Source organism: Thermomonas hydrothermalis (assembly GCF_900129205.1).
GTDB classification, from domain to species: domain Bacteria; phylum Pseudomonadota; class Gammaproteobacteria; order Xanthomonadales; family Xanthomonadaceae; genus Thermomonas; species Thermomonas hydrothermalis.
In genome coordinates this window covers 1-12838 of record NZ_FQUK01000017.1, presented here as the reverse complement: position 1 = coordinate 12838, position 12838 = coordinate 1, and the positions used below count along the sequence as shown (strand labels likewise).

13 protein-coding genes and 1 pseudogene are annotated in these 12838 nt (G+C 63.6%); 7 read left to right on the top strand and 7 right to left on the bottom strand.

Going from position 1 to position 12838, the window contains the following annotated elements; all coding sequences use genetic code 11:
• The first annotated feature begins 36 nt into the window (after positions 1-36).
• On the top strand, positions 37-3477 hold the full coding sequence (locus BUA29_RS06225; RefSeq protein WP_072755751.1) for a methylmalonyl-CoA mutase family protein: 3441 nt from the start codon (positions 37-39) through the stop codon (positions 3475-3477).
• A 173-nt stretch (positions 3478-3650) separates the two neighbouring features.
• On the opposite strand, the gene BUA29_RS06220 is transcribed toward BUA29_RS06225, so the two are convergent.
• Positions 3651-4274 (bottom strand): SOUL family heme-binding protein, encoded by a 624-nt coding sequence (locus BUA29_RS06220; protein ID WP_072755750.1) that lies wholly within the window; start codon positions 4272-4274, stop codon positions 3651-3653.
• A 479-nt stretch (positions 4275-4753) separates the two neighbouring features.
• On the opposite strand from BUA29_RS06220, the gene BUA29_RS06215 reads away from it, so the two are divergent.
• From BUA29_RS06215 to BUA29_RS06195, 5 genes are all read left to right on the top strand, one after another.
• Positions 4754-5260 (top strand): hypothetical protein, encoded by a 507-nt coding sequence (locus tag BUA29_RS06215; RefSeq protein WP_072755749.1) that lies wholly within the window; start codon positions 4754-4756, stop codon positions 5258-5260.
• 164 nt (positions 5261-5424) lie between these two features.
• Positions 5425-6507 carry a dihydroorotase gene (pyrC, locus tag BUA29_RS06210; RefSeq protein WP_072755748.1) on the top strand — a complete coding sequence of 361 codons (1083 nt, stop codon included), beginning with the start codon at positions 5425-5427 and terminating at the stop codon, positions 6505-6507.
• A 98-nt stretch (positions 6508-6605) separates the two neighbouring features.
• Entirely contained in the window at positions 6606-6890 is a 285-nt protein-coding gene (locus BUA29_RS06205; protein ID WP_072755747.1) for a hypothetical protein, read from the top strand.
• 100 nt (positions 6891-6990) lie between these two features.
• Positions 6991-7626, top strand: coding sequence for an RNA polymerase factor sigma-70 (locus tag BUA29_RS06200; RefSeq protein ID WP_084602375.1), 636 nt, complete (start codon positions 6991-6993; stop codon positions 7624-7626).
• A complete protein-coding gene (locus tag BUA29_RS06195) occupies positions 7620-7844 on the top strand; it encodes an anti-sigma factor family protein (protein ID WP_072755746.1) in 225 nt (74 codons plus the stop codon). Before BUA29_RS06200 ends, BUA29_RS06195 begins: the two co-directional genes overlap by 7 nt.
• 55 nt (positions 7845-7899) lie before the next feature.
• Here BUA29_RS06195 and BUA29_RS06190 read toward each other — a convergent pair whose 3' ends face one another.
• From BUA29_RS06190 to merP, 6 genes and pseudogenes are all read right to left on the bottom strand, one after another.
• A complete protein-coding gene (locus tag BUA29_RS06190; RefSeq protein ID WP_245770518.1) occupies positions 7900-8430 on the bottom strand; it encodes a DoxX family protein in 531 nt (176 codons plus the stop codon).
• Complete coding sequence (locus BUA29_RS06185) at positions 8427-9206, bottom strand: HvfC/BufC N-terminal domain-containing protein (RefSeq protein ID WP_072755745.1); 780 nt, start codon at positions 9204-9206, stop codon at positions 8427-8429. The genes BUA29_RS06190 and BUA29_RS06185 overlap by 4 nt, the downstream gene beginning before the upstream one ends.
• A complete protein-coding gene (gene bufB, locus BUA29_RS06180) occupies positions 9206-10111 on the bottom strand; it encodes an MNIO family bufferin maturase (protein WP_072755744.1) in 906 nt (301 codons plus the stop codon). The genes BUA29_RS06185 and bufB overlap by 1 nt, the downstream gene beginning before the upstream one ends.
• A gap of 20 nt (positions 10112-10131) precedes the next feature.
• On the bottom strand, positions 10132-10440 hold the full coding sequence (locus tag BUA29_RS06175) for a BufA1 family periplasmic bufferin-type metallophore (protein WP_072755743.1): 309 nt from the start codon (positions 10438-10440) through the stop codon (positions 10132-10134).
• Positions 10441-10741: 301 nt separating this feature from the next.
• Positions 10742-12154: pseudogene (merA, locus tag BUA29_RS06170) on the bottom strand (mercury(II) reductase); the annotation flags it as partial.
• Between the two features lie 37 nt (positions 12155-12191).
• Positions 12192-12449, bottom strand: coding sequence for a mercury resistance system periplasmic binding protein MerP (gene merP, locus BUA29_RS12320; protein ID WP_425443770.1), 258 nt, complete (start codon positions 12447-12449; stop codon positions 12192-12194).
• A 132-nt stretch (positions 12450-12581) separates the two neighbouring features.
• Here merP and BUA29_RS06160 point away from each other — a divergent pair.
• A partial coding sequence (locus tag BUA29_RS06160; RefSeq protein WP_143148829.1) for a transposase family protein occupies positions 12582-12838 on the top strand: 257 nt, incomplete at its 3' end.

Below are 12838 nucleotides of genomic sequence, written 5' to 3'. Positions count from 1 at the left end.
TCGGCAGGTGATCGATTTCCGATGTGTGGACTTTCTATGAGCACGCCAGCCACCCAGCTGCCCGAGCGCCAGCCCGAGACCAGCCCGTTGCGTTTTATCACCGCCGCCAGCCTGTTCGATGGTCACGATGCCGCCATCAACATCATGCGTCGGTTGATCCAGGCGCAGGGTGCGGAAGTGATCCATCTGGGGCACAACCGCAGTGTCGAGGAGGTGGTGCGTGCGGCCTTGCAGGAGGATGCCGACGCCATCGCGCTGTCGTCCTATCAGGGTGGCCATGTCGAGTACTTCAAATACATGGTGGACATGCTGCGTGAGCGCGGCGCCGGCCATATCCGCGTATTTGGCGGCGGTGGCGGCACCATCACGCCGGAGGAAATCCGCGAGTTGCAGGCCTACGGCGTCGAGCGGATCTACCACCCCAACGATGGCATGCACATGGGGCTGGTGGCGATGATCGAGGACGTGATCCGGCGCGCCAGCGCGGCCCGTCTTCCGGTCGAAATCCCGCACAAGGTGGCATTCGAGGATGAAATCGCGATTGGCCGCATGCTTTCGGCCATCGAGGAATCCGCCCTCGACGAGGCTGAGCTGGCACGGTTGCGTAAGGAATGGCAGCTGGCCGGCGGACGCACGCCGGTGGTGGGCATTACCGGCACCGGTGGTGCGGGTAAGTCCTCGGTCACCGACGAGCTGCTCAACCGGTTTTTGGCGCAGTTCCCCGACATGCACATCGCGGTGATCTCGGTCGATCCCACCCGCCGCCGCACCGGCGGTGCGCTGCTGGGGGATCGCATTCGCATGAACAGCCTGCGCAGCCCACGGGTGTTCATGCGCTCGATGGCCACCCGCCGCCAGCATGCCGCCACCAATGCGGTGCTGAAGGACTGCATCGCCTTCCTGAAGTCGTTGGGCTATGACCTGGTCATCGTCGAGACAGCCGGTATCGGCCAGTCCGATTCGGAAATCGTCGATCTGGTCGATTTCCCGATGTACGTCATGACCTCCGACTTCGGCGCGCCCAGCCAGCTGGAAAAGATCGACATGCTCGATTTTGCCGAGCTGGTGGTGCTCAACAAGTTCGACAAGCGCGGCGCTGAAGATGCACTGCGCGATGTGCGCAAGCAGTGGAAGCGCAACCGCGCGCGGTTTGACATCCGCGATGAGGACATTCCGGTCTATCCCACTATCGCCAGCCAGTTCAACGACCCCGGTCTGAACTGGATGTTCGTCAATCTGTGCCGCCTGTTGCGGGAAAAACTGGCGCTGCCGGCCGAGCGTTGGACGCCGCAGCTGGACACGAGCATCCGTGAGCCGCGCGCGACCGTGCTCATCCCCGGCAATCGCGTGCGCTATCTGGCCGAGATCGCCGAGCAGGGTCGTGCCATCAATGCCCGGATCGAGGCGCAGGCGGAAATCGCCGATCGCGCCCAATCGTTGTGGGAGGCTCTGCGAGAGTTGGGCGATCCGGCGTTGCCCAAGCCGCTGGATCTGTATCCGGTCGAGGCGCTCACCGAGGGCGATGACCGTTCACGCAACACCTTGCGCCAGCGCTACAACGATGCCATCCAGTCATTGGATGCCGAGGCGCTCAAACTCCTGCGCGAGTGGCCGGCGCGCTTGAAATCCATCACCGATCCGGTCAACGAATACCAGGTGCGCGACAAGACGATCCGCGTCGAGAACTACCGCGAATCGCTCAGCCACCAGCAGATTCCGAAGATCGCCGCGCCCACCTATCGGAGCTGGGGCGAGCTGCTGACCTTCCTGCAGAAAGAAAATCTGCCCGGCTATTACCCCTACACCGGCGGTGTCTATCCCTACCGCCGGACCGGCGAGGACCCCATCCGCATGTTCGCGGGTGAGGGCACCCCGGAGCGCACCAACCGCCGCTTCCACTACTTGAGCCTGGGGCAGCCGGCGGCGCGCCTGTCCACTGCGTTCGACAGCGTGACGTTGTATGGCGAAGACCCGGCGCTTCGCCCGGACATCTACGGCAAGATCGGCAACTCCGGCGTCAACATTCCCACGCTGGACGACATGAAGAAGCTCTATTCAGGCTTCGATCTGTGCGCGTCCACCACCAGCGTGTCGATGACCATCAACGGCCCAGCGCCGATCATCCTGGCGATGTTCATGAACACCGCCATCGACCAGCAGGTGGAGAAATACCTCAAGGCTGATCCGGATCGTTGGGCGCAAGCGCAGAAAACGCTCGATGCGCTGTTTGAAGGCAGGCCACGTCCACGCTACGAGGGTGAGCTGCCGCAGGGCAACGATGGTCTTGGGCTGGCCCTGCTGGGTGTCACCGGTGATCAGCTGGTGGACACTGAGACCTATGCGCGGATCAAGGCCGAGACCCTCAAGACCGTGCGCGGCACCGTGCAGGCCGACATTCTGAAGGAAGACCAGGCGCAGAACACCTGCATCTTCAGCACCGAGTTTGCGCTGCGGATGATGGGCGACATCCAGCAGTACTTCGTCGATCACCAGGTGCGCAACTTCTACTCGGTCTCCATCTCCGGCTACCACATTGCCGAAGCTGGAGCCAACCCGATCAGCCAGCTCGCATTCACGCTGAGCAACGGCTTCACCATCGTGGAGTATTACCTCGCGCGCGGGATGAAGATCGACGACTTCGCGCCCAACCTGAGCTTCTTCTTCAGCAACGGCATGGATCCGGAGTACACGGTGATCGGCCGCGTGGCCCGCCGCATCTGGGCGCGTGCCATGCGCGAGCGTTACGGCGCCAGCCCGCGCAGCCAGATGCTGAAGTACCACATCCAGACCTCCGGCCGGTCGCTGCACGCGCAGGAAATTCAGTTCAACGACATCCGCACCACGCTACAGGCGCTGTACGCCCTGTTCGACAACTGCAACAGCCTGCATACCAACGCTTACGATGAAGCCATCACCACGCCTACGGAAGAGTCCGTGCGGCGCGCCGTGGCCATCCAGATGATCATCAACAAAGAGTTGGGGCTGAACTTCTGCGAGAACCCGTGGCAGGGCAGCTTCATCGTCGGCTATCTCACCGACCTGGTGGAAGAAGCGGTGTATCGCGAGTTCGAGGCGATCAGCGAACGTGGTGGCGTGCTGGGCGCCATGGACACCATGTACCAGCGCGGCAAGATCCAGGAAGAAAGTCTGTATTACGAGCAGAAAAAGCACGACGGCTCGCTGCCCATCATCGGCGTCAACACGTTCCTGCCGAAGGAGCATGCTGGCGACATCACCACCGAGATTGAGCTGATTCGTTCCACCGAAGCGGAAAAACACCAGCAGATCGAGAATCTGCAAGCGTTTCAGCGCCATCGCAACGGCCTGGCGGCGCAGGGGCTCAAGCCACTACAGGATGCGGCGCGGGCTCGGCGCAATGTGTTCGAGGCGCTGATGGAAGCGGTCAAGACCCACTCGCTGGGGCAGATCAGCCATGCGTTGTATGAGGTGGGTGGGGAGTATCGGCGGAATATGTAGCCGTATTGCCGGACAAACTCCGACACCGCCATGCCGGCCTCGGCCTATTTGATGAACCCGATGATCTGTTCCGTGGTGAATCGACTCTTGCGCATGTCCGTCCTCTTTGGAGGACGGACTCTACCTGCTTCGTGTGGTGCGGCTCAGTGGGGGTAGGTCACAGTCACGCAGCGTCAGCGCGCCACTTCCACCATCACTTCGTTGCGCCGCAGGAACCACGGCGTCCACGGCGGGTTGTACTGGGCTAGGGTGACTGGCCCGGTGGGGCGCAATCTGCGTGCCTGCACCCATGCCAGCAGCGCTGCCGATTGCGCCTGCACGTCCTCTGGCCGCGCAAGCCCGGAGAACCGCCGTACAGCCAGCCGGGCAGGCTCGATGCGTTGCAGGCTGACCCGCGCATCGTTTGGAACGGGCAGGGTGTCCAGCGTCCACGCGCTGGGCATGGTGAAGCGCACCTTCCAGGTGCCCGCGGCGCCCGGCACCTGCGCGACCGGGGCGGTCATCGCGATCTTCTCGCCCACCGCCTGCTGCGCCACCGGCGCGGTCATGGCGATCTCCGCGCGCTTGCGGTTGCCGCCGAAGATGTAGTTGGCCAGCAGACGAAAGCCCCGGTTGGCCGCGGTTTTCTGGTCGCCTTCGACGGTGACCTCGGCTACCACCAGGGCAGGGTAGTCGCGCAGTTCGTGGTCGCCATCGCGCAGGACGGTGGCGTAGCGGGGTGTTTCAACGGCCATCGCCGAGCCTCCCAATAGCGCAGTTGCCAGTACGCCTGCCAGCAGAGCGTGTTTTGTGTGCATCCTGTCCTCTCACGGTGGTCATTGTGGCCTTGGATCTTGCCCCAGCGTTTGTGCGGGCAGCTGGGCTTCACGATGGTCTACGCAGGAACCGGCCAAACAGACGCGGCAACAGCACGCAGCGCGATAGTTAGGCCAGCCAGCACTTGAGGGCAGCCACCACCTCGCTGTGATCCAGCAGGGTGAGATGGCCGGCATCGTGGATGACCAGCCTGCCCATGGGCATTGCCCAGGCCCGCGCTGCGTCAGTGCGCTGGCCACCGAGACCAGGCCGTCGTCGCCGCGGCGGAGGATGCCGGCAATCGCGTGGCAGGCCACGCCCGCCGGCAGCGCGGCGGATGGCTGTCGGCGGTCATGTGGCCGTGCCCAGGATTCGGGATGCTGGCACTCCATGCACCCCGAGGCGGGGCGCGAAGGTGTCCAGTGCCGCTGCTTGGGCAGGATACTCGCCTGACGCCTGAACACGCGGCCAGTTCTCTGGCATGCTGGCGGCCAGCCCCGTCCTGGCTGGAGCCCGCGTCGTGCGCCCAACGCCTATCGCCTCCCGCATCGGCCGCATTCTCGCCGTGCCCTTCGGCCTTTACTTCGCGGCGCTGGGCACCGTGGCCCTGCTGTCGGTGCTTGGCGTGTTGCCAAGCAAGGTGCCGCCGACCACCGCCTACCGGGTATTTGGTTTGTGCGCGTCCACCGTGTTCATCGCCGCCGGCCTCGGCATCGTGTTGTTCGGACTGGGTTTCCAGAGCGTCGCCGCGAAGGCTGGCGGCGTGGCACTGCTCGCCTTCCTGCTGGCCTTCAACTGGATCGCCTTCGGCCCCGGCCAGCGCACCTTCACACGCAAGCTGTCCAGCAGCTTCACCGCGCCGTCGGTGTCGCAGGTCCCCGAATGGGAGGGCCGCGCCGTGTTCGGCATCGTCGCTTTGTTGATGAACGCATTGCTGGTGTACGGGGTAGTGAAGGGACGCAGGTCATCTTCTTCCGGTCGCTCCTGACGGCATAACTGCCGCAAGGCCCTGTGTCATGCAGGCCGCGATGCAGGGTTCAGGATGAAATGGCTTGCATCGGCGGTGACGGACACGGGCGTGGGTCTCCTGCGTCCTGCCCCCGGCGGCTCTGGCAAAATTGCCCTGTCAGCCGTTACGGCCCCGGAGCCCCCATGCCCTCGCTTTCCCATCACATCCCCGCGCCCGCAGCGGTGCCGGCCGGCACCACGCTGACCATCACCTGGCCTGACGACTGGCACCTGCATCTACGCGACGGCCAGGCCTTGCAGGCGGTGCTGCCGCACACCGCAGCGCAGTTCCGCCGGGCCATCGTGATGCCCAATCTGCGGCCGCCGGTGACGTCCACTGCGCAGGCCGCGGCCTACCGGGAGCGGATCCTGGCGGCGCGTCCGGTCGGTTCGGATTTTGAACCGCTGATGACGCTGTATCTGACCGACAACACGCCTCCCGAGGAGATCCATCGTGCGCGTGCCAGCGGATTCGTGCACGCGGTCAAGCTGTATCCGGCCGGTGCCACCACCAACTCCGATTCCGGTGTCACCGATCTAAAGCATACGTACGCGGCGCTGGAGGCCATGCAGGAGACGGGCATGGTGCTGGCGATCCATGGCGAAGTGACCGACCGCGACATCGACGTGTTCGACCGCGAGAAGGTGTTCATCGACCGGGTGCTGATTCCGCTGCGCAAGACCTTTCCGGCGCTGCGCATCGTGCTGGAGCACATCACGACCCAGGATGCGGTGGACTACGTGCGCGATGCTGGCAGCGGCATTGCCGCCACGTTGACCGCCCACCACCTGTTGTACAACCGCAATGCCATTTTCACGGGCGGTCTGCGTCCGCACTATTACTGCCTGCCGGTGCTCAAGCGCGAGCAGCACCGCCAGGCGCTGCTGGCGGCGGCCACCAGCGGCGATCCGCGGTTCTTCCTGGGGACGGATTCCGCTCCGCATGCCCGCGGCGACAAAGAGGCCGATTGCGGTTGCGCCGGCTGTTACACCGGTCTGCATGCGCTGGCGCTGTACGCCACGGCATTCGAAGCGGTTGGTCGGCTGGATCGGCTGGAAGGTTTTGCCAGCCATTTCGGCGCCGATTTCTATCGCCTGCCGCGCAACACCGGCACGTTGACGTTGCAGAAGACAGCCTGGCAGGTTCCAGCCGAGCTGCCGTATGGCGAGCGCACTTTGGTACCGCTGGCAGCAGGCGAGACTCTGGACTGGCGCGTGATCGGCTGAGGCGCTGTTGGCCTGACAGGCACTGGCCTATGGCAGCGACTGTTCATGGGGTATCTTCAGACACCTGTCCGATCCGTCCCCCCTTTGGGATCGCTGCCATGAAAGCCACCGTCGTAGGTCTGGTCACTCCGCACGTCCTCAAGCTCATCGATATTGCCAAGCAGGCCGAGTCCGGCATGAACGTGGACTGGCATCTGCGCGATGCCGTTGCTCGCACGCTGGATGATCTGGGTGAGCAGTTCAACAAGCGCGAACTGCTGGCGGCCTATATCCATGGCCTCCAGGTTGCGGCCAGTGATGCGCCGCCGACACGCCGTGTGTACATCGGCAAGCTGCGCGAAGCGGCCGCACTGGCGGCGAATGACCCCAGGGCGCGGGAGTGAGGTTTATGCCGCGCATCGAATGTCGTGGAAGCTTCTTGCCGTCACTGGCGTTTCGTTGTGATGCCAATGCACTGGCCGCATGTGGCATGGATGCGCAGGCATGAACGAGCTGGCGGCGACAGCTATGCATGATGATCACCCTACGACGGGGGCGCAGGCATGGCTGCATGACCGCGATTTCATGGCAGACCTGCGTCGGCAAATGCTGAAATTTGCAACCTTGCAGCTGGCCGAGCCGCAACTTGCCGAGGATGCCGTACAGGAGGCGCTGATCGGGGCGATGGCCAATGCCGACAGGTTTGCCGGCCGCTCGGCGTTCAAGACCTGGGTGCTGGCCATCCTCAAGCACAAGATCGCTGATCTGCTGCGCCAGAGCCGCCGTATGGTGCCGGTCAGCCAGCTGACAGAGGCCGCGGAAGAAGATGATGGGCTTCCCGATCTGTTTGATCGGGGCGGCCATTGGCGTCCTGACGAACGACCGCAGCACTGGGTCGATCCCGAAACCGCCACGCTCAATGCCCAGTTCTGGCAGGTTTTCGAAACATGTCTAGAACGGTTGCCAGCTCAGCAGGCGAGAGTCTTCATGATGCGTGAGTTCATTGAGCTGGAAACCAGTGAGATCTGTCAGACGCTCGGACTGAGTGTCACCAATGTCAACGTCATCCTCTACCGCGCGCGGATACGGTTACGGGAGTGCCTGGAGAACCGCTGGTTCGCCAAGGGGGGCGCATGCTGAACTGCGAGCAAGCCACACGCCTGATGTCGATGGCCAGGGAGCAGCCGTTGCCCTTGGGCGATCAAATTGCCTTGCGCGTGCATTTGATGCTGTGCTCGGGATGTCGCCACTTTGACCAGCATCTGTCAGTGTTGCGGCAGATTGCCAGGCGCTATGTCAGCGGGGCAGCGGAGGAAAACCCGCCAGCGCCAGCAGGCGAGGACGACCCGCACGCTTGATTTGTGAGCAGCCGTCCGTGGCCCAAGGGAGTCTCCGAAGTGTTCGGTGATTCCCTTAGGCAGACCCCTGGGTGGCTGGCTTCAGAGGTTGGCAGTGCCGGGCGAGCAGATGATCCAGTGACAGCGTGCCGGGGCCACGGGCAATCAGATAAAGCAGAACAGCTGCCCATGTGCTGTGGGTGGGATAGGCATCGGGGTAAACGAATATTTCGATCACGGCGGTCATGCCCAGCAGGCCGAGCGCCGATAGCCGGGTGGCCAGGCCTGCCAGCAGCAGTACTGGGAACAGGTGTTCGGCAAGGGCGGCCAACAGGGCCGCGTCGTCGGCTGGCAGCAGGGGGAGGCGGTACTCGTCACGAAACAGTGCCAAGGCGCTATCGGAAAGATGGGGCCAGCCCAACTGAAACTGACCCGTCAGCAGGTCCACTGCAAATCCCTCGACCTTGGTCTGACCGGACTGCCAGAACACGGCTGCAATGGAAAACCGGCCGAGTAGTGCGATCAACGAATGGGGAATGCGCGACAGCAGTTCCGACAGGCGTGCCATGGCGGTGCAGAAATGTACACAGATGATGCGCATGGTCATGACGGTTGCCTTGCATGATCTTCTGGAATGTCGATGCCGCACAGCGCACCGGTTTGCAGCAGGTGCGTGAACAGTGATTCCAGATGCGCTTGGGGCAGCGCGGCGTGTTCGATGGCCTCACCAAGCCTGACGCCGTCGAGCAGGGCAGCGATGCAGTCTGCAGCGGGCATCAGCAAGGGAATCACCTGCACGGTGTACGCCGGGCGTACCAGCAGGGCGGCTTCGGCCTGGGGAATCGGGATGTCTGCCATGCGTGCGGCTGGATCGTCGTCCTGGTGGGCATGCCAGATCGAAACGACCGGGAAGCGCGATTTCACCACCCGTACGCATGGGGCAAACCGAAGGTGGGCGTTAGCAAGGGTCGCGGGATTGCGCATGGCATCGGCAAATGCATCCAGGCGCATGGCAGTGGTGTCGGCGGAATGAAACGCCGCGACATAGGCCCATTCGAGGCGGGCGACATCTGCGAGATAGGGAACACCGGAAGCTGGGGGGAAGCTGGCGATGAAGTCTGGAAATGCATCCCCGTAATACGCCAGTACCGGCGACTTCGGCAGGTGGGCACGGACATAGGCACACGCCATGGCCTGGAAAAACGTGTCACCGACAAGCTGCTTTACCACCGGGTAGGTGTCGGCCAGCGCCTCGATCAGTGACCACGTCACATTGTTGCGATAGATCGCAAAGCGAGAGGTCAGGTCTGCACCGTTTCGGACGGCCAGATCGGCGGGGGGCGGCAACGTCGGGTCGAGCAGTGCAGCAGCAAAGGCGTTCATCAGGCCACCTCGATCACGGGTTCTGGTTTCAAGGTGATGGTGCGGTTGCTGTCCAGGATGTGCTGCGCCCGGTATGCCTCATCCAGTAGTGCAGAGATCGGCGGGATGTTCTGGTCGCGCTCGATCAGGGTGGGTACCGGGCCCAGCCGCTGGATGATCTGTTGGTAGAGCATCCACACCGGATCGGCCACCGCGTTGCCGTGACTGTCGATCAGCAGCGTCTCACCGCGTGCATCGTGGTCTTCGGCATGGCCGGCTAAGTGGATTTCACCCACCGCAGAGAGTGGCAGTGCATCCAGATAGGTCTGGATGTTGCGCTGGTGGTTGACCGCACTGACGTATGCATTGTTGAGGTCGAGAAGCAACCCGCAGCCGGTGCGCCGAACGACTTCGGCAATGAAGTCGGCTTCATCCCAGGTAGACGATGCGAACTCGACGTAGGTTGCGGGATTTTCCAGCAGCATTGGTCGGCGCAGTGTGGCTTGCACCTGGTCGATGTGACGGCAGACCCGCTCCAGCGTGTCCTGGGTGTAGGGCAGGGGAAGCAGATCGTTGTAGAAGTGGCTGCCATGGCTGGACCAGGCCAGGTGTTCGGAAAAAGCCTCGGGCTGGTAGCGCATCAGTAGGTCATGCAGACGCCGGAGGTGTTCGGCATCCAGCGGGTCCTGTCCGCCGATGGAGAGCCCGACACCGTGCACAGACAGCGCATAGCGTTCGCGAATCAGTTCAAGGTGATGGTGGAAGGGGCCGCCTTCCACCATGTAGTTCTCTGCGTGGATCTCGAAAAATCCCAGCGCTGGCGCTGTGGTCAAAATATCGCGCACGTGCTCGGGTTTGAGCCCGAGCCCCGTGCGCGACGGCAGCGCCGTGCGCGATGAAGGTGAATATTGCAAAGCGGGGGTCATCGCACGGCGCTCCGGGGACGTCAGGCCTTTTCCTGGAAGGCCTGAAGCTGCCCATAGCCGGTGGGTGAAGTCGGCGATGGCGTTTTTTCGCAGGTGCCGGCAGGCACCAGCTTGAACGCGTTGCCTTGATAGTCCTTTTTCGCGGTACCCGCACAGGTCGTGCCGGCACCAGCCTTGCAGTCGTTCTTGCCCTTGAGGGCAACGCCGAAGCATTTCTCCATGCCTTTCATGCCCATGCTCTGGTCGGCGGCATGGGTCGGTGTGGCAGCACTGGCAAGGGCGGCCCCAAGGGCCAGAGTCAGTGCGGTGATGGTGGTGGTCTTGCTCATGGTGGAATCCTCGCTTCTGTGGAATAGGGTCATGCCCGTCCCCGCTGCCATGCCGGATGCGCTTGCTGCCGGCGGCTTCGTGGTTGGACAGACAGTTGTCGGATCAGGGTGGCGGATTCTTACAGTGACGTTGCGGCGGGTGATCGGCGGTCGCCATGGCGGCGCTGTGCCCGATTGAGGTTGGTTGCCCCATCGGGAAGGTCAACGCCATCCTGGTGTTATCAGCCTTCGCGATTCGTGGCCGACGAGATTCGCCAAAGTGCTCGGAGATTCCCAAGGTGGTGTGCCCGCCGACACACCATCACCCGGCGCAGCAGGAAAGCTGTTTCACGTCCTTGCTGAAGGTCTGGGCCGCAAGCTTCAAGCCCTCGACCATCGTCAGATAAGGGAACAACTGATCAGCCAGTTCCTGCACGGTCATGCGGTTGCGAATCGCCAGCGCCGCCGTCTGGATCAGCTCCCCCGCTTCCGGAGCCACCGCCTGCACGCCAATCAGCCGGCCACTGCCAGCGTCGGTCACCAGCTTGATGAAGCCGCGGGTGTCGAAGTTGGTCAGCGCACGCGGCACGTTGTCGAGCGTGAGCGTGCGGCTGTCGGTTTCGATGCCGGCGCGGTGCGCTTCCTGCTCGTTCAAGCCGACGGTCGCCACCTGCGGGTCAGTGAACACCACCGCCGGCATGGCGGTGAGATCAAGCGTCGCCTCGCCGCCGGTCATATTGATCGCGGCGCGGGTGCCGGCTGCGGCGGCAACGTAGACGAACTGCGGCAGATCGGTGCAGTCGCCGGCGGCATAGATGTCTTGGGCACTGGTACGCAGGTGTGAATCGACCGCGATGGCGCCCTGCGTATTGGTGGCCACGCCTGCTGCTTCGAGATCGAGGTCGCGGGTGTTGGGGGTGCGGCCGGTGGCCACCAGCAGTTGGTCGGCGCGCAGTTCGCCGTGACCGGTGGTGAGCACGAACTCACCGTTTGTATGGGCGACTTGGTTGGCCTGGGTATGTTCCAGCACCTCGATTCCTTCGGCGCGGAACGCGTTGGTGATCGCCTCGCCGATGGCCGGGTCTTCGCGGAACAACAGCGTGCTGCGCGCCAGGATCGTGACCTTGCTGCCCAGCCGGGCGAATGCCTGCGCCAACTCCAAGGCCACCACCGACGAGCCGATGACCGCGAGCCGGGGCGGAATCGCATCGCTCATCAAGGCTTCGGTCGAAGTCCAGTAGGGCGTTTCTTTGAGGCCAGGAATCGGCGGCACGGCTGGGCTCGCGCCAGTAGCGATCAGGCAGCGGTCGAACGCTACGGTGCGCTCGCCGCCTTCGTTCAAACTGACAACCAGTGTTCGGCCGTCCTGGAAACGGGCGGCACCGTGCAGCACGGTGATGGCCGGATTGCCGTCCAGAATGCCTTCGTACTTGGCGTGGCGCAGTTCATCGACGCGCGCCTGTTGCTGGGCCAGCAGGCTTGCGCGGTCGATCACGGGCGTCGTTGCGGACACGCCGCCATCGAACGGGCTTTCCCGGCGCAGGTAGGCGATGTGGGCGGCACGGAGCATGATCTTGGAGGGCACGCAGCCGACATTGACGCAGGTGCCGCCGATGGTGCCGCGCTCGATGAGCGTCACCCGCGCCCCTCGCTCGACGGCTTTCAGCGCTGCCGCCATCGCGGCGCCACCACTGCCGATGATGGCCAGTCGCGGGGTGTGCTCTTGGGCTGAGTGGGGCGTGGTGGCGCAGCACGGGTGCATGGCGTGTCCTTCAGGGCTTGACGCTGGAGGGATAGCCGGCGTCGGTGGTGGCCTGGATCAGCGTTTGCACGCGGGTCTTGGCATCGTCAAACGTCACGATGGCTTGCCGTTTCTCGAATGACACCTCGACCGTGCGCACACCATCGACTTTGGTGAGCGCCTTCTTGACGGTGATCGGGCAGACAGCGCACGTCATACCCGGCACCGACAGGGTGACGGTTTTGGTGGCCGCCCATACCGGGGTGGCGACGGTAGCCAGGGCGAGCAAAAGGGGCAATGTTTCTCTTCATGGCAAATACCTCTTCAGTAGAAAAATGGCGCAACGTAGGGAAACCCAAGCGCAATCGGCTCCATCGCGTCTGGTGTGGAACGGGCCGCCGGATGATGTCAGCCTTGGCGGATGCAAGAACAACTCTTCACCCAGGCTTTGGGGCTGACGCCGCCGTGGGCGGTAGACAGCGTGTCGTTTCGTCCGGATGAGGGGGCGATCCACTTCGAGGTGTCGTGCGATACGGCCCGGCTGGCCTGTCCGGTCTGCGGGGCGGCGGCCCAGCCGGTGCACGACCGGGTGGAGCGCACCTGGCAGCATCTGCACTTCTTCCAGTTCAAGGCCTTCATCCACTGCCGGGTGCCGCGCGTGGCCTGCCGCGAGTGCGG

What these genes read in the sequence shown, in the direction of transcription:
- BUA29_RS06225 (WP_072755751.1), top strand. Translation starts at nt 37, where the DNA reads ATGAGCACGCCAGCCACCCAGCTGCCCGAGCGCCAGCCCGAGACCAGC.
- BUA29_RS06220 (WP_072755750.1), bottom strand. Translation starts at nt 4,274, where the DNA reads ATGCACACAAAACACGCTCTGCTGGCAGGCGTACTGGCAACTGCGCTA.
- BUA29_RS06215 (WP_072755749.1), top strand. Translation starts at nt 4,754, where the DNA reads ATGCTGGCGGCCAGCCCCGTCCTGGCTGGAGCCCGCGTCGTGCGCCCA.
- pyrC (WP_072755748.1), top strand. Translation starts at nt 5,425, where the DNA reads ATGCCCTCGCTTTCCCATCACATCCCCGCGCCCGCAGCGGTGCCGGCC.
- BUA29_RS06205 (WP_072755747.1), top strand. Translation starts at nt 6,606, where the DNA reads ATGAAAGCCACCGTCGTAGGTCTGGTCACTCCGCACGTCCTCAAGCTC.
- BUA29_RS06200 (WP_084602375.1), top strand. Translation starts at nt 6,991, where the DNA reads ATGAACGAGCTGGCGGCGACAGCTATGCATGATGATCACCCTACGACG.
- BUA29_RS06195 (WP_072755746.1), top strand. Translation starts at nt 7,620, where the DNA reads ATGCTGAACTGCGAGCAAGCCACACGCCTGATGTCGATGGCCAGGGAG.
- BUA29_RS06190 (WP_245770518.1), bottom strand. Translation starts at nt 8,430, where the DNA reads ATGACCATGCGCATCATCTGTGTACATTTCTGCACCGCCATGGCACGC.
- BUA29_RS06185 (WP_072755745.1), bottom strand. Translation starts at nt 9,206, where the DNA reads ATGAACGCCTTTGCTGCTGCACTGCTCGACCCGACGTTGCCGCCCCCC.
- bufB (WP_072755744.1), bottom strand. Translation starts at nt 10,111, where the DNA reads ATGACCCCCGCTTTGCAATATTCACCTTCATCGCGCACGGCGCTGCCG.
- BUA29_RS06175 (WP_072755743.1), bottom strand. Translation starts at nt 10,440, where the DNA reads ATGAGCAAGACCACCACCATCACCGCACTGACTCTGGCCCTTGGGGCC.